Raw genomic sequence first — 21,975 nt, 5'->3', positions numbered from 1 at the left:
TGCATTAAAAAAACCGCCGCGGATTTTTCCGCGACGGCAAAGCGTAATTATTTAAGATGCGGGTACCCTGATAACAAGAACAGATCTGCAGTTCTTGTTTTTGACGGTAAAATTTTTCTTAAACGTTTTTACCCAGGTGTATTTTTATTTAGATTGATAAAGAATTACAATACACGTGTGAAACAAGTTAGCTATTTTATTACAATCCAACTGCCTGTCTTTTTAGAACCACTTCTAATAAGGATTCCTTTTTCCTGAAGCTTTCTTAATTCACGTTCAATTGTTCGTTTTGTAACACCTATACTGACTGCCATACTTTCAGCGGTTTCATTTGAATTTGCCAGAAGCAGATGAATCATCTTCTTTTCTGTCACGTTTAAACCGACATTTGTACCGACACTTAAACCGACATTTTTGTTACGTTTCAGTGTTTCAAGTACATCTGAATCAAAGGGAATCGTCACTAAAATATATGTTTCTCCGATATCAAACGCACGCTCACCGTATCTTGACAGAATTGCCGGAACACCATGTCCGGTATGCTCCGTAAGGTTCATGTTCAGAAAAATACGCATCAACATATCATTCCGTGGCCTGCTTATGCCTTTAAAAAACATCTCTTTCGTCTGCCCTTTCGGTAACCCGCCATGAGAAAAAATTTCAATTCTATCACTAAAAAAGAAACTAATGGCTGCGAGAGATTCCAGTCATTATGGACAAGCGCATTAATTAACGCTTCGTTTGCACAGTCAAAATCGAACAAATAGCGATCTATACGAGGACGTACAGTTGTATCCGACACACAGATATTTTCTGCAGCCAGCCGATTCTTTAACTGCTCATAACCGAAAAGTAAACATTGGTTACCGTAATCATTGCGTTCAGAAACAGCCGTTTTGTCTTCTCCCTGAAACTTGACGGTGATCAGTGGAATCATATTTTTGTCCGAAAGCAGTTCTGCCAACTGATTATAGCCTCCATCCGGAGTTCGCAGATTAAGATTCATTTCAAAGGTTAAATCATCCAGGTGATATCCTTTTTCGGTATAATACACCTTTAATGTTTTAAAAGAAATTGAACCGTATTTAGCCGGTGTAAGAAGCATAAAATCTGAATCAATATAATTTTTTTCATATCGAGTGCGGATTTGTTCTTGCGTCATATTTTTACAAGTTGTTCCGATACGCATTACGCATCCGGCTGATGAAAAACCATATTTTTTCTGACAGTAAAGCGGCCGGACACCTTTTCGAATATGTACAATCAGCAGCGTCTTTCCCTCTGCATAGCGAATTTCGGAGCTGACAGAAGACTGAGGGTTTGGCTCAATCTGGTCTGTGATAATATCTGAAATCTTCTTTGACGTTTCATCAATTTTGTCTACGCCAACAACAGTTCCGTCATCACTAACACCAATAATAATGTCACCGCCACCAGTGTTAAGAAATGCAACAATTTCCTTACATATAGCGTCTGTGAATTTTGCTTTTAATTCAAGAGTCTCTGATTCAATGTAAGCGGCCATATTCATCCCCCTTCGCTTACAATACATTATATTTCGTGCACATCTGGCAAGCAATGCTCCCGTTCTTTTCGCCACTTACGAATTGGATCCAGCTCAGACTGGATAACATTATTTTTCCAGGTCTATCAGCCTATACCTCAAACAGCAGATCCCCATACGACGGCATCGGCCACTCTTCTTTATCCACGATCATCTCAAGCTGATCCACCGGAACGCGCAGCTCTTCCATCGCCTTTGCGACTACCTCATAATAGTAGTTTGCCTGTTCCTGCCCCGGCTGCATTTTTGCCGCCTTGTCGGTCACTTCCTCCAGCTTTGTCAGAGAGGTCTTTGCTGCGGCAAGCAGACGGCTCGACTGACGCAGCATTTCCAGCGGCACATGAACCTCAACGCCCGCTTCTTTCATGGTATTTACCGTATCAGAGAGATTGCGGTTAAAGCGCAGCACAGCCGGGATAATGTGCTTGCTGGCAATGTCGATCATGGCGCGCGCCTCGATATTCAGCGCCTTCGCATAGCCCTCATACTGGATTTCCACACGGGAGCGCAGCTCCGCCTCCGTGAACACCCCGAATTTTCCAAACAGGGCAATCGCCTTGTCGGTCACCAGCGCCGGGATTGCCTCCACCATCGACTTGATGTTCGGCAGTCCGCGCCGCTCGGCCTCCTCCACCCACTCCTGGGAATAGCCGTTGCCGTTAAAGACAATCCGCTGATGCTCGCTCGCATACTGCTTGATTAAGTCGTGAACCGCCATCTGCACATCATCCGCCGCCTCCAGCACATCGCAGGCATCGGAAAAGGCCTCCGCGACAATAGTATTAATAACCACGTTGCACTCCGCAACGGAATCTCTGGAACCGACCATACGGAACTCAAATTTATTGCCGGTGAACGCAAACGGCGACGTGCGGTTGCGGTCCGTGGCATCCTTCGCAAAATCCGGCAGCGTCTTTACGCCGGTGTGCAGGGTGCCGCCCTTGATGCTGTGCGTTGCCTCGCCCGTGCTGATAAGCTGCGCCAGCACATCCTCAAGCTGCTCGCCGAGGAATACGGAAATAATCGCCGGCGGCGCTTCGTTCGCGCCGAGACGATGGTCGTTTCCCACATCCGCCGCAGATTCACGCAGCAGGTCCGCATGACGGTCCACCGCGCGCAGAATGCAGGTGAGAATCAGCAAAAACTGGATATTCTCATGCGGCGTCTTGCCAGGGTCGAGCAGATTGATGCCGTCGTCCGTCGTCAGCGACCAGTTATTGTGCTTGCCGGAACCGTTTACGCCCGCGAACGGTTTTTCGTGGAGCAGGCATTGCAGCCCGTGCTCCTCCGCCACGCGCTTTAACGTCTCCATGATAATCTGGTTATGGTCCGCCGCCACGTTGCACTCCGCATAAATCGGCGCAAGCTCGTGCTGCGCGGGGGCAACTTCATTATGCTGCGTCTTTGCGGAAACGCCGAGCTTCCAGAGCTCCTCATTCACATCCCGCATAAACGATGCGATCCGCGGACGGATAACGCCAAAATAATGATCGTCCAGCTCCTGCCCCTTCGGCGGCATCGCGCCGAACAGCGTGCGTCCGGTGAAAATCAAATCCTTGCGCTTTAAATATTTCTCGCGGTCTACTATAAAATATTCTTGCTCAACGCCGACCGACGGCTTTACCTTCTTTGACGTGGTATTGCCCATCAGACGGAGCAGCCGCAGCGTCTGTGTCTGGATAGCCTCCATAGAACGCAGCAGCGGCGTCTTCTGGTCGAGCGCCTCACCCGTGTAGGAGCAGAACGCCGTCGGAATACAGAGAATCGCTCCCCCCTCATCCTGGCGCACGAATGCCGGGGACGTGCAGTCCCAGGCGGTATAACCGCGTGCCTCAAAGGTAGCCCGCAGACCGCCGGAGGGGAAGGAGGACGCATCCGGCTCGCCCTTTATCAGCTCTTTCCCGGAAAACTCCATCTGCACGGAACCATCCTTCGACGGCGCCGTGATAAATGCGTCATGCTTCTCTGCCGTAAATCCCGTCAGCGGCTGGAACCAGTGCGTATAATGCGTGGCGCCCTTTTCAATCGCCCACTCCTTCATGGCTCCCGCCACCACCTCTGCTATCATCGGGTCCAGCTCTTTTCCGTCGTCGATCGTCTTGTGAAGCTCCTTATAAACCTTCTTCGGCAGCTTCTCCTGCATCACCTTGTCGTTAAACACATTTTCGCCGAACAGCTCGGCAGCACTCACATATTCGCTCATATATCCTCCACTCTCTAAAAAGGGGCAGAAGCACAGGAATGCGGCTCTGCCCGTAAACTCATATCAAATAATAGCTCATTCGTAGAGAAAATGCAAGGAAGAATACGCTTAATCTGCCTTCTCCAAAATGATATTTCCGTATTTTGAAAGCTTCACTTTTTCGCATCCGCTTTGCAATTCCCGATATCCGGAAACACAGACGCTCTTTTCTTCGCTGCTGTGATTGAGTAAAATCAAATATCTGCCCTCTGCTTTACTGACTGCCTCCACCTCCGCCGGAAGATCCGGCATTTTTATCTGCTCTCTCGCGAAAATATCTGTAAGCAGGCAGTCATACTCCCGGAAAACAGCAGAAATATAATAGACACACCCTTTTCCGTAAGAATTCACAGAAACAAATCCTCTGCTCTCGCCGCAGGCATCAATGAAGGACGCGCTTACTGTCCGGATTTCCTCCTTCCAGATATGAATATTTCCATATTTCGTGGAAGGCTCGCAATGCTTCTCCAGATTATAGAATGCCTCCACAGTAATTCCCGCCAAATCACGAAAGACACCGGGCAGAGTTTCCGAAACCATTCTGTTGCACGCGTCCCGTTGTCCGCAGAATGGGGTAAGTATCAGAATGCCGCCATTTTCCACATATGTTTCCAAAATCTCTTTCTGACGTTCTCCGGCAATGGTCATATACGGCAAAAGCATCGCTTTGTATTTCGTCAAATCTGAAGAGAGCTGTCCGACATCCACCGGAACATGCAGCCTCATCAGCGCCTCATAATATCGAATAACTTCTTCTTTATAACAGAAGCTGCGCGAATGCGGCTGAAATTCCAGCGAAAACTTATTGTCGTAATCGTATGCCAGCAACACCTCTTTGTCATTCGGCAGACGATAAATATGTTGATATTTTTGTATGGAAGCCACTGCCTGCTTCAATTCCCGAAATCGCTTTCGCGGAACCCCATCGTGATCCAGAATCCCATACCAGAACTGCTCCGCTCCGAACAGACATGTACGCCACCGGAAATATACCAGAGCATCTGCACCCCGCACCGTGCCCTGCAGGCTCCAGAGTGCAAGCTCTCCTTCTTCCGGCGTCTTTCCAAGTACATTCCATCCGCAGGGACCGCTCTGCTGCTCCAGAATCCAGAATGGTTTTTCCATATATCCCCGGGTCAGGTCATAGTGAAAACCGATCCGTCCGGGACTGTTGTCGTCCCACTCCGAGCGCGGATATGCATCATATCCCGCGGCGTCAAACAGCGGAGCCAGCTTATAGTTATCGCAGTATTCACTTACCATATTGTGCGCAATTGGTTTATCTGAATGCTGTCTGATGAGATCGCACTGCTCCTTCACAAAGGAAATCAGCGAATCAGAAGAAAACCTGGCAAAATCAAGAAGAAGCCCCGGGTTATGACCGTTTCCGGTATACGGATCTACTACCGTTTCTTTCGGCAGGGTAATCTGAGCCCAGTCCGTGTATATCTGACTCCAGAACACCGTTCCCCATGCCTCGTTCAGTTTTTCCAGATCCTGATACTTCTCCTGCAGCCAGTTGATAAAGCTTTTCCTGCAGTTTTCACAGTAGCAGCGCACTTCATCCTCGCATCCCAGCTCGTTATCCACCTGCCACGCGATAATATTTTCATTATCTTTGAAATGTTCCAGCATCGCCGTCACGATCTTTTTGCATTCCTGACGATAACCGTCATGATTATAGCAGTAATGGCGGCGGCTTCCGAATCCGCGCTCTTTTCCCGCCCGGTCCCTCATAAAGAAATCATTTTTGTACTTTCGGCAAAGCCACGCAGGCGGCGCGGCAGTCGGAGTCCCCATAATTATACGGACTCCGAATCCGGCAAACAGAGAAATTGCCTCATCAAAAAGTGAAAAGTCATACTTTCCCTCTTCTTTTTCCATCACGGACCAGGCAAACTCCCCGATCCTTATAGTATTAATTCCCATCTCGCACATCAGATGCGCATCCTGCTTCCAGCGCTCTTTATCCCAGTGTTCCGGGTAGTATGCCGCACCAATAATCATTACGCCGATGCCTTTCTGTTCTTTAACATTACTTTTTCCCGATTGATGCTGATCGCCATAAATATCAGCATAAACGATCCGGTCACCACCTGCTGCAGTGTTCCCGGCAGCCCCATAGCAATCAGACCGGAATTAATCATTGTCATAGAAAATACGCCAAGGAAAATGCCAAACATAATATCACAGTAGCGTTCCAGATACTGTCCGATGAACACCCCCATAAAAGGCGGGAATACCATCGACATCGTATTCATTCCGCTCTTCGGCGCGATCGCTCCGCCGTAGCTCACCTGAAGCATACCGGCAATTCCGACAAAAATACCACCGACCACAAAGCAAAGGAACCTCACTTTAATTGGATTGATTCCGATGCTTCTTGCAATCTCTTCTCCGTTTCCGACTGCCCGGACGTTATAGCCAAATTTCGTATGATGATAAATCACATACGCAAGACAGTACGTCAGGATTCCCACAATAAAGATCCAGGGTGACTTTCCAAGAAAGCTGATATCTGTAGGAATCGTAATACTCTTTCCACCCTGATACATGGAACCGACCGATTCATATATCAGCATCATGCCGATGGTTACAATAATCGACGGAATCTTAAAGATAGAATATACCGCACCGGTGATCGTCCCCAGCAATACCGCCATGAATACCGTAACGACAATTAATCCAAGCAGTCCGTACTGCTGTGCAAAATGTGCCCCGATCAGACCGGCGAGCACAAGCTGTGCGCCCGCCGAGAAGTCCCAGGTATCAATTACCAGATTCATACTCAGTCCAAAGCCGATGATGGAATTAATCACTGACTGCTGCAGCATAATCATGATTCCTGTCGGTGTCCCGAACCGTTTTGGCTGTCCTATAAAGAATATGAGGAATACCACTACGGGCATTGCAATCGGCACTATCATATTCTGTAATTTTCTCGCCAGTTTCATATCATCTCCGCCTTACTCGTTTATTCTGCCGTGTGTCTTGCTACTACATCGTCCACGCTATATGCGTCAGCGATTTCCTTCAGCTTTTCAATTGTCATATCCGGATTAAAATATTTCACCATGCTGCGGATTTCTTCTGCATTGTACGGATATTCATCGCCTTCCACATAAGTATAATAATTTACGGCATCCTCCGGAGATTCCAGATTTACAAAATTCAGATTAATTGTTTCACAGGTTTCAGAAAGCGGTGTCCCTGCCAGTTTGTTCACCATCAGTATATAAGAAAACAACGGGTCTACAAAATGTCCGCCGGAAATTGCGTCAATAGCTCCCTCTGCGATATACTTATCAAGATCTGCAATAAAGTCTACGCATGCAACTTTCACTTCTCCGGTTTTTCCGTGCAGTGCAAGCCCCTGAATAACACCTTCCAGGATTGTTCCGCTTCCGCCGGTCACATAGATACCATCCATTTCCGGAAATGCAGCAAGGAAGTTTTCTACTGCTTTTGTAGCGTCTTCTGCCGTAAATGCATTATTTCTTACTTCGCTGATACGGTTCATGCCAAATTCTTCACAGGCACGGTCAAATCCGGCATCTCTTGCGTCTGCCGTAGCATCGCCTTTTTCCATCGTAATAACTGCAATATTTTCGCATCCCTTATTGTAGAGAGATTCGCCCATGCGATACCCGATTTTTTCTTCGTCTTCACAGGTATTTCCAAGATAGAACGGGCAGCTTTCCACGATTTCCTTTACCTCCGGATCTGCAATGCTTCTCCAGATCAGCGTAAAGTATACTTCGTTCTCCTGACAAAGCTTCGCAATCTTCGGAAGAATATCATCACTGTAGTTACAAATAGCAACCGCATCACAGCCGGCAGCGATCAGGTTCTCCGTTGCCGTAATCTGGCTCTCCGGAGAGGAGATGTTCGTGTTGTAAACCATCTCTACGCCGAGAACTTCTGATGCATAATCCAGCATCTGTGAGCTCGTTCTGCCAAGGTCATCCACCGTCGACCAGATAACTACACCAATTTTAAACTTTTCCGGAAGCTTCTCAGAAGCATCCTCCGCGATTCCCTGCACAGCCATTGCACAAATCGCCGCCATGCACATAAACAACATTGCTACCGCTTTTCTTACTTGTTTCTTCATACCCTTTTCCTCCTTTTTTTGTTTTTAATAATGATGCCGCGTATTGCTGTGTGCTTCGCAGCATCACTTAATTAACCGGGTATTATTTTTATCAAACGTCAGCCAGACAGCAACCAGGAAAATGACGCCCTTAATGCCCTGCTGCAGTTTTTCATCAATGCTCCAGCATGCAAAACCATTCACCAGAATGGCAAGTATCAAACTTCCGATTACCGCACAGCGGACCTTCGAGGTTGCACCGCCCGATAAGGGCATTCCTCCGAGCACCAGTGCGATCAGTACGTCTGTTTCGAAAAAGTTTCCGGTATTTGTTGCAGCCGAGCCTGCACGAATCATATTGAAAAAGCCGCACAGCCCGCACATCATTGCGGAAAGTCCAAATCCGAATACCCTCATCTTATCGACCGGAACACCGGAAAACGCTGCCGCAGTCACGCCGGAACCAATTGCCTTGCTCCACTTTCCAAGCTTTGTGTAATTAAAGGCAAAGGTCGCAATAAGAATTACGAGAATCACAACTGCTAATTTCAGATAGATGTTATCCAGGTCATACAGCGAAAACGGTACATTGACAGACCCGCCCCCGGCTATAAAAATGGTAAGCCCCCGTAAAATTAACAGCATACTCAACGTAACCACGAAGGAAGGAATTTTACATTTTACATATAAAATTCCGTTTATGATACCCACGATCAGTCCGATCAGCATTGCTGCCGGCAGCGCCAGAGCCGGAACGGCCTGAGATACCCACGCCGCACAAACTGCAGTGATTCCGACTGTGGAACCCATCGAAAAGTCAACGTCCCCCTGTGCGACAATAAAAGTACAGGAGACACTCCCAATCATTAGTACAAATGACTGATTCAATATCAGCTTTAAATTCCGGACAGTCAGCAGCATTCCTTTTGTAATAAACTGGAAGAAAACAATGACCAGTATCAGGCTCAGAAAAGGAATAAATTCCCGTATGCCATCCTTTAGCGAAATCGCCCGCTTTGTATTCTCTTTCATAACCTAATATCCTTTCCAAATCAAATCATATGCTGAATAATTTCCGATTCGCTGATGTCTCTGCCACGTTTAAATTCCTTTATCAGCCCGCCGTCCTTCAGAATCAGAATCCGGTCACTCATACCAATCAGCTCCGGAAGCTCCTCGGAAATCATAAGGATGGATTTGCCCTCTTTCCGATAATCGTCCATCAGCTTATAGATTGCAGCCTTTACGCCGACGTCAATCCCCCTGGTCGGGCAGTCCATAATCAGAATATCCGAATCATTACCAAGCCATTTCGCCAATGCCACCTTCTGCTTGTTTCCGCCGGAAAGCTGTCCGCACATCTGTTTCAGAGAACTCATTTTAATCTTCAGGATATTACTTTCCTTTTCCGCCAGCTCCTTTTCCGCACCCGGCGCGATATAAAATCCTTTTTTCAGTTTGTCATAAGATGGCAGACAGATATTATCCTGTATATTTAACTGATTCAGTATCGATTCCTTATCCCTGTTCTTCGACACATATCCAATTTTTTCCCGGATCGCCTTTCCCGGTGAGTTCAGCCTTTCTCCTGTTTGTGCAAACATAACCTCCCCGCTGTCCGGTTTTTCAATCCCGAAAACAAGACGTCCCAGTTCGTGCATACCGCTGTCGGTCAGTCCGCCGATACCAAGGATCTCTCCCTTTTTCAGTTCAAAGCTGATATTCCTTATGGTTTTCCCCATGGTCAGATTCCTGACCGATATCACCGGCTCTTTCCCGCGGTAATCGTCATAATCGCTGCGGTAGTAGTTGTCCTGGATTTCCCGGCCCACCATAAGCTGCCGCATAATATCCGGTGCAATTTCTTCTTTCGACAGCGTCTTTATGTATTCGCCATCCCTTAAAACTGTTACCGAATCACAGTGAGCCGTCAGCTCGTCAAGATCATGCGAAATGAAAATAACCGCTTTGTTTTCTTTCCGAAGCTCATCCATTACCCTGTAGATGATTTCCCGCCCCTTTTGTGAGAGCGCGGTCGTCGTTTCGTCTACGATCAATACCTTTACATCATGATACAGCGCTCTGGCAATTTCAATAATCTTACGGTTTTCAAAGGACTCCTCATCAATGCTTCGGTCCGCCCTTATGTCAGAGGCTCCGATTTTATCCAGCGCCTCTTGCGCCGCCCGGGTCATCTCTTTTTTATTTACAATGCCAAATTTTGAAAAAAGATTCTCCTGACCGGCAAAGACATTTGCCGCAACCGTAATTCCGCCGATGGTTCCCATTTCCTGAACGATCATGCAGACGCCCTGTTTTTCCCCACTGAGGATGCTGGTCGGATGATACTCCTTTCCTTCCAGAAACATCTGACCTGCATTGCTGGGATATATTCCGCTAATCACCGAAGACAGCGTCGATTTTCCTGAGCCGTTTTCACCGATCAGACCGTGAATTTCTCCCGCCATAAAAGAAACACTGACCCCTTTTAAGGCACGGACCGTGCCAAAATTTTTTTCAATTCCATGCACGGTAAGAAGTGCTTCTTTTCCCACCTTTTACCATCTCCCTTCCCTGCTTTTTAACTATTGCTATTATAACAAAATGTTTTCTGAAATTAATGCGATTATCCGACTATTTTGTTAGATTTCCAAGCATATCCAGCCGGTTTCGTTGCCATTTTGGTCAAAATATAGTATGATAAAAACTGCCCAAATAAGGTAGTAAAACAGGAACTGTTTCTTTTGGAAGATCCTGGGAAAGGGGTATTATGGAAAAGGTTGTTACTGTTATGCTGGTAGATGATGAATATCTCGCCATTGAAGATTTAAAAACATTAATCGACTGGCACAGCATCCGTCTGGAGATAGTCTCCACGGCACGCTGTGGAAAAGATGCGCTCCGCAAATTTGAAGCAGCACCGGTCGATTTAATTATTACGGACATCAGTATGCCGGATATGGATGGCATTACCCTGATTGAAAAAATCAAGCAGCTTCCGGTATCCCAGCCGTGCTTTCTGCTTTTAACTGCCTACGAAGAAATGGCATATATGAAACGCGCTTTGCGTCTCAGCGTAGAAGATTATCTTGTAAAGGATGAAATCACACCGGAAATTCTGATCAAGCGTCTTTCCGCGATCCGAAGTAAAATCTGCGCCTTAAACCGGGATTCCTATTCTTACCGCCAGAAAAGCCTCCAGCATTATTTTAGTGACCGGGCGGCCCATTGCCCGCAGCTGGACGGTATCCCGGACAGCAATCTTCTGTATCTTGTTCTGGTTCCCGATGCTGTCATTCCATGGTCAGATGCCAGAATGCTGCATCAGCAGACTGCCGTCATTAAAATGATCGATACGGCGCTCCTGCATGCAGAAACTTTTTCTTTTGACCAAATGGAAAATATATGCGCCGTTTCCGCCTATAACAATAAAATCATTATGTTGCTGCATGCAAATACCACGCTTTCTACTCATCAGTTAATTACCGTGCTTCTGGATTGCTCCGGAAAAATTATAGCAAGCCTGGAGAAAAATTATGCTTTAAGCTTTTCCTGTTTTTACAGTTATATCCCAATGGATATCCGGACGCTGCACAAAAGCTATTTTAAACATCAGGAAAAACTGCGCGCACATTATTTTATGGGAAGCCGTACAATTACTGCCCTGGATAGTGATAAGCTGTTTATTACCAATCAGAAAATAACAGTAAAAGAAGATACTCTGCAGGAATTGTATGAAGATCCCTGCTCTGACCTGCGTGCCTTTCTGACCGAACAGCTTGATCAGATTCAGAGCAGCCACAATTACTACGGATTTATCCAATTAATCAGCAGTTGTTTTTCTTTTTTTGAGAGAAACTTTGATACACTTCCCTACGACCCGGATGAATTATCTCTGACCGATTTCCGGGATACCCGCAATTTTCTTTTGGCGACGATTTCCCGGCTTTGTCAGAACCGCAATCCGCAGATGAGCTATGAGACAAAACAGGCGCTTTTATATATTTCAGAAAATTATAGCAAGGTTGACCTGTCCATTCAGGAGATATCCGACAAAATCGGTATGTCAGTCACTCATTTCTCAAGAATATTTAAAAACGATATGTCCGAGACCATATGGGAATACCTTACCTCTTACCGGATACAGAAAGCCTGCCAGATGCTGCGCACGACGGACGCAAAAATGTATGAAATTGCAGAAATGGTCGGCTATAGCTCGTCACAATATTTCAGTCAGGTTTTTATGAAAAAGATGGGACTGAAGCCTCTTGATTACAGAAAGAAGGAAAGGCAATGAAACACAGCGATACGATATCCCAGACGAAAATCGGACGGAAGCTGCGCGACAATATTATGCGTCTTATTATTGCCGCGCTTTTTATTACTGCCGTCCCCCTGATCGTTCTTTTTTCAAAGAGCTATCTTGACAATAATATCTCGCAGAAAAGTGTCATTGCGGATCAGATTACGCAGCAGGTAGACCTTGCCGCCACCAGCATCATTATCTATTCCAAGCAGGTAGCCAGCGACAGAGTGTTATTAAATTTTCTTGCATCGGATATGACCGACCAGAATACGGCAAAAATCGAAAACCGGCTCATGGAAATGTGCGGTACCGGACCTAACATCAAAAATATTATGCTTATCTGTGAGCAGGGGGATTTTCATACTCCTTTTATGAGTGATGAAGAAATGCATGCCATTCTCGATACAGACTGGGTCCAGAACTGCAGATCCGGCAATTACACACAGTATTTTTCTTCTATTGACCGCGAAGAAAATATTTTCTATTTCTGTACATCTTTAAAATATAATTCGCCGTCATCCGGACTTGTGATCCTCGTTATCCGGGCGGATGATCTGATGCAGACAATTTTGGGGAATGCCAATAAGACTTTTTCGCACTACATATGGCTTGACAGCAATAACCAAACCTTTCTCGAACATTCTTTCGAGCCGAAGGAAGACCTGTATTCCCGCATGGCAGCTACAAAAAACTATTTGTTTTTTGACAACTACAAGTTCCATAATTCAGACGGTATTTTTCTGTCCAGCTACAGTGATACCAGCCACTGGAAGTTTGCCGCCTTTATCCCGTATTCTGAACTGCTTGCCCCGCTGCTTCCGCTGCTTCTCGTACTGGTTGTATCGGTAGTTCTGATTACCGTGATTTCTGTAACGGCTCTGAAGCCCCTGATTCACAATATTGTTTATCCAATCGAAGTACTGTCCGAGCACATGAAAAATTTTTCTTATGATAAAGTGGTTCCGGTAGACATTCACACCAACGATGAAATTGAGGAGCTCAGCAGCGCATTTCACAAAATGTCTGTTGAATTGAAAAAGAATATTGATCTGCTGCTGGAAGAACAGAAAAAAGAGCAAAAGCTGCAGTACGGTCTCCGTATTTCTCAGATTAACCCACATTTTATTTACAATACTATGAATACTATCAACTATCTTGCACGGAAAGACCGCACGAAGGATATTGTGGTTATCAACAGCGCGTTAATCCACATTATGAAGGACAGCCTGCGCATCAATGATGAAGCAGTTATGGACACCCTTGAGACGGAGATTAACATTACCTCTGAATATCTGAAGATCCAGGCATACCGGTACGAAGAAAAAATCCATGTTTACTGGGAAATTGACCCCGCACTTCGCGGCCGGCATATTCCGAAGCACATCATACAGCCGATTGTAGAAAATTCCATTGTTCATGGTTTTCTGGAGGATGGTTTTGAAGGGACGAAAGGAGAAGCTCCCTTTATCCGCATCCGTTCTTTTACCCTGAAACAGGGCGAAGGCCTGTGCATCGAAATTGAGGATAACGGAAAAGGGATCGACATGAAAAATTATCTGCAGATCTGTGAAGACGCCAGACACTTTGATGCAAGTAATGAATACAACCGCGGAAAGCACATCGGTCTGGCAAATATCAAATGGCGTCTCGCCTATCTGCTGGGCGACAGTCAGGATTTCCGGATTTCTCCCCGGACGCCGCACGGTACCATTGTCACCATCAAATTGTACGAGGACGCCCGGATGCCTGACCAAACTGCTTAAACAGGTTTATTTTTACGCAATCTCTATAATACATGCCGTATACTGCCCGGACATTTCTATCTGTAATGTCCGGTTATCAAGTGCCGTAAGCTTTGCGGCACTTATTTTCGGATATCCGATAACCGCTTTTGCAAAGCTTCTGTCAAGCGGTATTTCTATCCTGTTTTCATCGGAAGCTCTTCTCTCAACCGCAAGATAGACCTTTTTCCGGCATGCAAGTCCCCAGACAAGCCATCCGCTGTCAAAATGATGAGTTCCCAGCGGCCAGACCGGCACTGACTGCGGTATTTCCCGACGAATTTCTTTATAATATTGGATCGCCTCTTTAACAAGTGCCCTGCGGGACGGGGACAGCTCGTTTAAATGGCCGCCCAGATGGATGCGCATAAGAAGAGAAGAAACCATATTAAAAACCGTTTCCCGCTCATCGCCCTCTCTTCGCGGATAACTCCAGATACCCGCCTGTTCCGGAAGAACCGCGGTTGCCGCATTTGAAGCGATAAAGCCCATGATCCGGTAATCCTCCTGATCGCTTACAGACTGAATGTCCATAGACGAGAGCATGGCGTAATCCATCCTCAGCCCGCCGCTTGCGCAGTTTTCCCATGTAACATGCGGATATTTCCGGATCTCCTCCTTCAGCCACGCAAGATATGCGCGATTGTGCTGAAGAAGCCCCTCTCCTGGACTGTCGCAGGCAAGGTCCGTTCCATAGCACAGGCAGAGGTTGTAATCTATTTTAATATATTCCAGACCGTAATCTCCAACGACTCTTTTTAAAACACCGGACGCATGCGTCCGCACCTGCGGATTGCGGAAATCTAAATGATATCGTCCGGAATCTGCCACCGGTTTTCCGTTCCGGCAAAACAGCCATTCCTTCGGCAGTTTTTCTGCCCCCGGACTGTCGATGCCGTATGCTTCCAGCTCCAGCCAGAGTCCTGCTTTCATGCCGCGCTCCCGAATCGCATCCATTACCTTTGCAAGACCATTGGGATAACGCTTCCGGCATTCCGCAAAATCGCCGAAGGTAAACTGCCAGTTTCCGGAATCATACCAGCCGCAGTCAACGACAAAAACCTCACAGCCCGCTTCTTTTGCCGCATCTATCAGCGGCAGCAATGTCTCTTCCGTGGAATTTCCCATCAGGCAGTTCATATAATCATTAAAAATCACAGGAAGCTCTCTTATTTCTTTTTTTGTTCTCCGATAGAGGGTCAGCCACGAAAAACAGTCTTCCGGATTTCCTCTGCAGACACCCGCTGCCACCGGCACAGTCCGGAACCTGCCTCCCGGCTGCAGTAGCTTATGCCAGTGTGCAGATTCCATATCCGGCCCCGATACCTGGAGATAAATCTGCTGCAGATAGTCTTTTTCCAAAAAAGAGTCTGCGTAATCGTGAATCACACATCCCACTTCCCACGACCAGGCGCCGTTGTGCTCTATCTGCCAGAACAAATTTTCCCGATTTCTCTGATTGTGGATAATTCCCATCGGCAGATATTCTCCGCTGGAAAAACCACTGTGATTCGCAATCCGGAAACGGTCGTAGCACAGATTGCCATACGGAATCACCCCGCACTCCCGCAGGCTTTTCTTTACCCAGCGGCATTCCGCCGACCAGGTATTGTTGGCATAGCATATCTGCAGGTCATCCGCAGGATTCTTTTTTCCTTTCTGGTAAACATCCACATTTCCATAGCAAAACGATGTCACTGCCTCCAGGCAGACCGGAGATTCGGAAATATTTTCCACTTCACTCTCGCAGGAAAACACCGGAAGCTTCTCCTGAAACGTATAGATCGTCCTTACCCGAATGCAGGATTCCTCCTGCGTGATCACCAGGGTATTGTTATCCGCCCATTCATGTCCTGTGTATTTTAATTCCGCCTGCGGCGTATCATAGAAATTTTTTGCACCCCGGAAGGACTTATTTTTCCGCTCCGGTATCTGCACCTCCACAATTCTGGATGCTAAGGGAGCTGCAGTGTAGTCGGATGCTCCACCGGTTGCCGGTTCCACTGCCAGCAGCTTCGCCTCTTCGCCCTCCTCCAGCAGGAAACATAAATGCATGTTATTCCTTACAATATCCAGATGCCCCATCTTCAGCCGTCCCCCTTTCCGCTGTCTGTCTCCAATGCAGCAATAATTGCTCCTGCCAAAATCATCAGCCCGCATACTACCGATAAAAATGCCGGTATTTTTTGGAGCAGCACAATTTCAAATAGCATCGCCCAAAACACATATGTTACATTCAGCGCCATTGCTTTCGGCGGTCCAATTCTATGAATTACCTTGTAATAAAACAGATACGACATCGTTCCAAACAGAGCTGCCGCTGCAATAATCCAGATAGCAGATGTTGCAGCAGCCTTCCTGACCATCCCCCATCCGCTCACTGCATTCATAATTACAATCCCGTGAAACAGCGCCGAACTTCCCTGACGTATCATCAGCGCATGCTCATTGGTAATCTCTGTATTCTTCATTGCGTATGCACATATGACGGCCTCCAGGGACCACCCCAGAACACATAACATCGCACACAGGAAACCCAGCATGACATTCCGGGGTTCTTCTCCCTGCGACAATGCTCCAAGAATCATCATTCCGGCGACAGATAAAAATAAACCGCCCATCTGCCTTCCGTTCATCTTTTCTTTCAGGAAAACATATGCAAAAAATGTCCCCAGGGCAGGGTATAAAGCAGACAGCATTGCCGTATAGGATGCCCCCAGATATTTAATAGCAAAGACATACCCAGTCATTCCGACGGGTCCGCCCAGAAGAGAACCAATAAGCAGTATTTTTCCATTTGGGGTATGCAGCGCATTTCGCACATTTCCATACTCCTTTTTCTTCCCTATATAGAAAAGCATCCATATACAGGAGCAGAAATCATGCAAAAACGTACTTACAAAAGGCGCCAAAAAAACTGCTGACGGACTTCCTTCAAAAACAGTCTGCATCATGGCAATAGAAAGTATCACTGTATCGAGAGCCCAGAAAATAGCTCCAGCCAGCCCTGTTCCCATGTTTATCCTCCTGATCATGCATTATATGATTCAGTTTAACATGCTTTGGCAGAAAAATCAGCGCAGAATCCTGCCATTTTGTTGGATATAATACCGGAAAGCATAAAAGAGCTGCCGCTTTCGCGACAGCCCCATATTTCCTATTTATTAATCCAGATAGCTCTTTGCAGATACCGGTGTGCGGTAATCTACATCCGATACGATGATACCGTCGGTAGAGTTGCTTGCGTGCACGACCTGACCGTTGCCAATGTACATGGACACATGTCCAATACCGTAATCGCCGCTTCCTTCGTAGAATAACAGATCGCCCGGCTGGATACTGTCAAGGTCTACGGAAGTACCGCCCTGTGACTGCTGTCCTGCTGTACGGCTGACACTGACGCCGTTATCCGCCAGAACTGACTGTGTAAAGCCGGAGCAGTCAGCGCCGCTCGTAAGGCTTGTGCCGCCCCATACGTACGGATTTCCAACGAACTGCAGTGCGTAGTCAACAACCTGCTGTCTCAGAGAAGAGGTACCGTCTGTGGTAACCTGTGATGCGTCGATGCCTGCATTGTCAAGTACATCCTGCACTGCTGCATCTGCTGCTGCCTGCGCCTGGTAAGCGGTGTCTGCCGCTGCTGCTGCGTCTGCTGCCGCCTGATCTGCTGCCGCCTGCGCTGCTACCGCTGCTTCTTCATCGCCGGACCATGCCGCTTCGTCTGCTGCTGCCTGGGCATCTGCTGCTACCTGATCGTAATATGCCTGATCTGCTGCAGCCTGATCCGCCGCTGCCTGTGCATCGTCTGCGTACTGTCCCTGACTCTCCAGATACTCGATCCAGGCCTGATTCTGTGCTTCCCACTCAGCCTGCTGCTGTTCAAGGTATGCCTGATACTCGGCTTCCTGCTGTGCCACATATGCCGCATAAGCCGCTTCCTGCTCCGCCACATATGCTTCCCATGCGGCATTCTCTGCTTCGATCCTTGCCGCCTCTTCCTCAACGGACTCTGCCTGCGGCAGGTAAGTAGCGTAGCTTACATAGTCTGCGCTTACATAACCGGTGCCGTTTGCAGTGGAAATCTTTGCCCATCCGCCAAGATCCTCTTCCAGATATACGATCTGATCTGCGGTAACCATATCAACGACTTCCGCATCCTCGGAAGCGTCCGCACGTACCATAAGCGCCTCTGTGTTTACCTGCGCAACCGGCGTGCCGACCTCTGCAACTACCTGTGCAGCCGCCTCTCCGGTCGTGAGCAGGTATTTTGCTACATAACCCTGGCAGTTTCCGGACTGAATAAGATACCACTCGCCCTCATCTGCAAGGATCGTTGCCGCATTGCTGTCGTACAGCTTTCCGACGATGTCGGATTCTGTACTCGGCTCTGTGCGGATATTTATATAAGAATCCTCCCCAAGCTGTGCAACTGCAATCGTATTTATCACATTCTCTGCCGCTTCTGTTTCTTCCACAGAAGCCTCCTCCGCAGCCGCCTCCGTTTCTTCTATCGTATCGACCCCGGCCTCTGTCTCCTGTACTTCCTCTGTCTCTTCCACGCTGTCCAGGGAAACAGCTCCAATGCCGACCAGTGATTCACCGGCTGCCATAGCGCCTGTACCAAACGCCCCGACCGTCATGCTTCCTGCCAGAAAACAAGCCGCCGCTTTCATCACATGTTTTTTCATACCCTTATTCATTACTCGCTCAACCTCCAAATATATCTCCCAACTTATTACGAAATTGTTAAATTTATTACGTTCACATCTTAACATATATTACAAATCATGTCAACACCCGATTAAAAATTTTTTAAGAAAATTAAAATCCGGGAATTTTCCCTTATAAACAAAGGATTTTCCCGGATTACTTTCATTTTAAACACGGAATACAATTTTGTAATATTTCCCAGCCTATATTACCCATCCCTTTTCCAGGCATTGTTCTCCTAACGCCCTACTCGTCCAGCAGTTTCTGCAGATACCGGCTGACAACCGCCGAAAAATTACGGATATCGCGGATGTACGCAAAATCTTTTCCGAAAATTCTCTTCTCTGCGGCAAGATCTTTTTCCTTTCCGGCGAACACGCCGAGCACATATATCCCGGCATTCCGCAGCCTGCGCACCTCCAGCGCCGTATCCTGCACCGCGTAATCTCCGCAATAGATCCGCGGGTTGCGGCTGTTCGGACGGTTCACGATCACATCGTTCGGTCTGCCGTCGCTTAATATAATCAAAATCTTATTTTCTTCCTCCCGCTGCAGCAGCGAATCCGCCGCCGCACGGATCGCAAGTCCGTCGCGGTTATTTGCAGAAGTAGTATAGGAAAAAATCCTTTCATCCGCCTTTGCGGGCGCGTCGTATTCCCGATAGCGCTGCATGACCGTGTAATCCCAGAAGGTGCAGAAGCCCATCACGCGGTGCGGAATATTGACGTTGCTGAGCGCGCGGCTAATAATATACGCCTGGAGCGCCACCTGGCTCTGCCGGTCACGCTGCGAACCGCTGGCGTCAATCAGCACATCCACCACATACTCCGAATTGTTCTGTCTGATCTCCCGGTCAAACAGCCTGCCGCCCTCCGTTCGCCCGATCCGCCAGAGGCGGCTTGGCACCACATGCCCGAACTCCGAGGGAATGATATCCGTCTCGGCTTGCAGCATCAGCGCGCGTTTCAGGCTCGCTGTCATCACATCGATATTATGCCTTACCACGCTCGCGCTGTTGTGCAGGAACAGCCGGTTGCGGTCTGCCTGCTTCTTCGCATTTACATACTGTGCATTGACGAGCACCGGATTTTCCAGTATGCCGTCCGTATAGTAAAGGCTGCAGTCCGTATGCGCACCTGTACAGAGTCTCCGATTCAGACGCTCCTGCTGCGCTTCATTTAAATAGGAACGTCCGAAGTTCAATTCCATATAACTATGCATTCGCGCGATCGCTTTCTCATCCAGCACGACAATTTTTCTGCCGTTTCCAGCCGTCTTTTCCGACTCTTCCTGCAGTTCCTCCAGAGAAGTGACCTGCCGGTTTACATTCTCCAGAAACTGCTCCATCACAGCTTCATAAGTGTCTTCATCCAGGAAATCCTGCCAGCCGTCCTGCACGATCTCCTCCAGCTCCGCCGCAAGCACGTGCGCAAGATCCCCGTGCTTTCGCTCAAAGCTCTTATCAATAAAATGATTGTAGATCCAGTCGATCTTCCGGATAATCTCCATGGTGTCGGAAACATGCTCCAGCTCATAAAGCGCGTCCTTCACATCCTGCACACGCTTTTCATCGCGTCCTCTGCCATTCAAAAAATCACGGATATAGGAAATCTTTACTCTGCCTGCAAAAGATTGGTTCATACGGTGAAACTCATGCTCCAGCATCGCTTCAAACGCCTTTTTGCGCACCTGACGCACGCCCGGGCGCTCCGCCGAAATCGCCGGATAAGACGCCGCATCCGCGCATAACTGCGCAATACTCATCAGCGGAGTCTCCTCGGCGCCGTAATACCGTTTCTTCAGCAGATACATGCCGAGTGCGTCCGCGTCAAAATAAAGCGCGAAAGCGCCCTGCTTGATCGCATCGTACAACGCAATATATTTATTTTTTGCAAATGCCTCCACATCGGGCTTCACCTTCAGCGAATAATCACCGCTCACTGTCCACATCATGTTTCTGATGCGGTTCTCGATTTCCACCCGATATTCCTCAATATCATAGTCCATGTTATTTCTCACTGTCCTGTTTCCCGTATGCCTTCAAAAGCCTCATCGCTTCCCTGTTGCTCCGGTCCAGTATGCGTTTCGCCGCCTTTCCGATCCTGCGGTTTAGCGTGCATTTTCGAAAATCCCGCTGCTTTCCCAGCCCTCCGGGATGCGCGTCTCCAGAATGTCTTCTATCATCTCTCGTTCAAATACATCAAAGCTCTTGTTTACGATCCCCATACGCAGCGCCGCCATCGGCGAAAGCCCGGCGCGTATGGTTCGGATCGCACCGATCAGACCGCGCAGATCCAGCGGCTTTGTGGAAATTTCATTGTGTGACGCTTTCAGCTGCAGATCCATAAAGAAACCGCCAAGCTGTAAAAGCCCTTCTCTCTTTGCATCCGGGAAAATATCCGTCAGGATATCCAGCAGCGTCTCCTCTGTCACCGGCGGCATGTCGATTACCATAAACCTGGAAACCAGCGCCTCATTCAGCTCCTTCGTCCCGGCGTAGCCGTAATTCATCGTGCCGATAAAGCGCGCCGCATCGTGCAGCTCGATCTTCTCATAGCCCGGCACGTCGATCATACGCCGGTAATCGAGCGCCGCATGCAATACGGAGACGGCGTCGTTTTTGGCCATATTGATCTCATCAAAAATCCCGAAGCCGCCGTACACCGCACAATCGTACACCGGCCCGCGCCGCAGGCAGACCTCATTGTTGCGGAAGGTATCGGTACCAATCAGCGTGGTGCTGTCCGTATTTATATTAAAGGAAATGTTGTAGGCCGGACGTCCGAAAACCCAGGCGAGGTTTTCCGCCAGCACGTTTTTTCCTGTCGCTTTGGTGCCGGACAGCAGGATGTTCTCACCCTGCAGCAGCGCCGTAGCCGCCATTTCAAAAATTTCTTTTCCATAAAAACGGATCTCCGGTCGCATCACCCTGTCCGTCACCGCCGCATCTACCGCATAGCGTCCCCGAAACGCTGCAATATCCTTCAAAAGTCCTTCGCTGACACCCTGCCCGCGGTATAAATCAAAAATATCACTCATCGCTTTCTCCTATATCTCCGTAAAGGACATCCGCTGATGGATGCCGGAGGTCATAATGTCATAGATGACGGTGCCGTTTTCCAGGACACTTTTTTCATAAGTAACCTCTTTGCCCGCAAACTTGTTTTTCACATACTGCTCCGTGTCCGCGATCTCCAACTCTTCGATAAAGACGTCGCGCATCTGATTGTTGGAGCAGAGATTAAAAATCTCCCATACTACTTCATATTCTTTCATATT

General features: G+C 47.9%; 16 protein-coding genes. 2 read left to right on the top strand and 14 right to left on the bottom strand.

Going from position 1 to position 21,975, the window contains the following annotated elements:
- Nucleotides 1–191 precede the first annotated feature (191 nt).
- From ACLU9Q_RS04010 to ACLU9Q_RS03975, 8 genes are all read right to left on the bottom strand, one after another.
- A complete protein-coding gene (locus ACLU9Q_RS04010; RefSeq protein ID WP_298512714.1) occupies nt 192–659 on the bottom strand; it encodes an ATP-binding protein in 468 nt (155 codons plus the stop codon).
- Nucleotides 599–1,525 carry a helix-turn-helix domain-containing protein gene (locus ACLU9Q_RS04005; protein ID WP_298512704.1) on the bottom strand — a complete coding sequence of 309 codons (927 nt, stop codon included), beginning with the start codon at nt 1,523–1,525 and terminating at the stop codon, nt 599–601. Before ACLU9Q_RS04005 ends, ACLU9Q_RS04010 begins: the two co-directional genes overlap by 61 nt.
- 130 nt (nt 1,526–1,655) lie before the next feature.
- On the bottom strand, nt 1,656–3,767 hold the full coding sequence (locus ACLU9Q_RS04000; protein ID WP_298512701.1) for a glutamine synthetase III: 2,112 nt from the start codon (nt 3,765–3,767) through the stop codon (nt 1,656–1,658).
- A 108-nt stretch (nt 3,768–3,875) separates the two neighbouring features.
- Entirely contained in the window at nt 3,876–5,813 is a 1,938-nt protein-coding gene (locus ACLU9Q_RS03995; protein ID WP_298512698.1) for a beta-galactosidase, read from the bottom strand.
- A complete protein-coding gene (locus ACLU9Q_RS03990) occupies nt 5,813–6,760 on the bottom strand; it encodes an ABC transporter permease (RefSeq protein WP_298512695.1) in 948 nt (315 codons plus the stop codon). Before ACLU9Q_RS03990 ends, ACLU9Q_RS03995 begins: the two co-directional genes overlap by 1 nt.
- A 20-nt stretch (nt 6,761–6,780) precedes the next feature.
- On the bottom strand, nt 6,781–7,920 hold the full coding sequence (locus ACLU9Q_RS03985) for a sugar ABC transporter substrate-binding protein (protein ID WP_298512691.1): 1,140 nt from the start codon (nt 7,918–7,920) through the stop codon (nt 6,781–6,783).
- A 63-nt stretch (nt 7,921–7,983) separates the two neighbouring features.
- Complete coding sequence (locus ACLU9Q_RS03980) at nt 7,984–8,931, bottom strand: ABC transporter permease (protein ID WP_298512688.1); 948 nt, start codon at nt 8,929–8,931, stop codon at nt 7,984–7,986.
- Between the two features lie 20 nt (nt 8,932–8,951).
- On the bottom strand, nt 8,952–10,454 hold the full coding sequence (locus ACLU9Q_RS03975; RefSeq protein WP_298512685.1) for a sugar ABC transporter ATP-binding protein: 1,503 nt from the start codon (nt 10,452–10,454) through the stop codon (nt 8,952–8,954).
- A 215-nt stretch (nt 10,455–10,669) separates the two neighbouring features.
- On the opposite strand from ACLU9Q_RS03975, the gene ACLU9Q_RS03970 reads away from it, so the two are divergent.
- Together ACLU9Q_RS03970 and ACLU9Q_RS03965 are read left to right on the top strand one after the other, a co-directional pair.
- On the top strand, nt 10,670–12,196 hold the full coding sequence (locus ACLU9Q_RS03970) for a response regulator (RefSeq protein WP_298512683.1): 1,527 nt from the start codon (nt 10,670–10,672) through the stop codon (nt 12,194–12,196).
- The gene (locus ACLU9Q_RS03965; protein ID WP_412624678.1) at nt 12,193–13,968 is read left to right on the top strand and encodes a sensor histidine kinase; all 1,776 of its coding nucleotides are present in this window, start codon (nt 12,193–12,195) and stop codon (nt 13,966–13,968) included. The genes ACLU9Q_RS03970 and ACLU9Q_RS03965 overlap by 4 nt, the downstream gene beginning before the upstream one ends.
- Nucleotides 13,969–13,980: 12 nt before the next feature.
- Here ACLU9Q_RS03965 and ACLU9Q_RS03960 read toward each other — a convergent pair whose 3' ends face one another.
- From ACLU9Q_RS03960 to ACLU9Q_RS03935, 6 genes are all read right to left on the bottom strand, one after another.
- Nucleotides 13,981–16,071 (bottom strand): glycoside hydrolase family 36 protein, encoded by a 2,091-nt coding sequence (locus ACLU9Q_RS03960; protein WP_412624677.1) that lies wholly within the window; start codon nt 16,069–16,071, stop codon nt 13,981–13,983.
- Between the two features lie 2 nt (nt 16,072–16,073).
- A complete protein-coding gene (locus ACLU9Q_RS03955; protein WP_298512674.1) occupies nt 16,074–17,003 on the bottom strand; it encodes a DMT family transporter in 930 nt (309 codons plus the stop codon).
- Nucleotides 17,004–17,150: 147 nt separating this feature from the next.
- Entirely contained in the window at nt 17,151–18,686 is a 1,536-nt protein-coding gene (locus ACLU9Q_RS03950; protein ID WP_298512671.1) for a C40 family peptidase, read from the bottom strand.
- Nucleotides 18,687–18,942: 256 nt separating this feature from the next.
- A complete protein-coding gene (locus tag ACLU9Q_RS03945; RefSeq protein WP_330666951.1) occupies nt 18,943–20,715 on the bottom strand; it encodes a cobaltochelatase CobT-related protein in 1,773 nt (590 codons plus the stop codon).
- 90 nt (nt 20,716–20,805) lie between these two features.
- Nucleotides 20,806–21,735 carry an AAA family ATPase gene (locus ACLU9Q_RS03940; RefSeq protein ID WP_298512668.1) on the bottom strand — a complete coding sequence of 310 codons (930 nt, stop codon included), beginning with the start codon at nt 21,733–21,735 and terminating at the stop codon, nt 20,806–20,808.
- A 9-nt stretch (nt 21,736–21,744) separates the two neighbouring features.
- Complete coding sequence (locus ACLU9Q_RS03935) at nt 21,745–21,972, bottom strand: hypothetical protein (RefSeq protein ID WP_298512666.1); 228 nt, start codon at nt 21,970–21,972, stop codon at nt 21,745–21,747.
- Between the last annotated feature and the right edge of the window lie 3 nt (nt 21,973–21,975).

This window comes from Marvinbryantia sp. (genome assembly GCF_047017445.1).
Lineage (GTDB): Bacteria > Bacillota > Clostridia > Lachnospirales > Lachnospiraceae > Marvinbryantia.
Note: the sequence above shows the minus strand (reverse complement) of the source record. Positions and strands in the feature narration are given on the sequence as shown.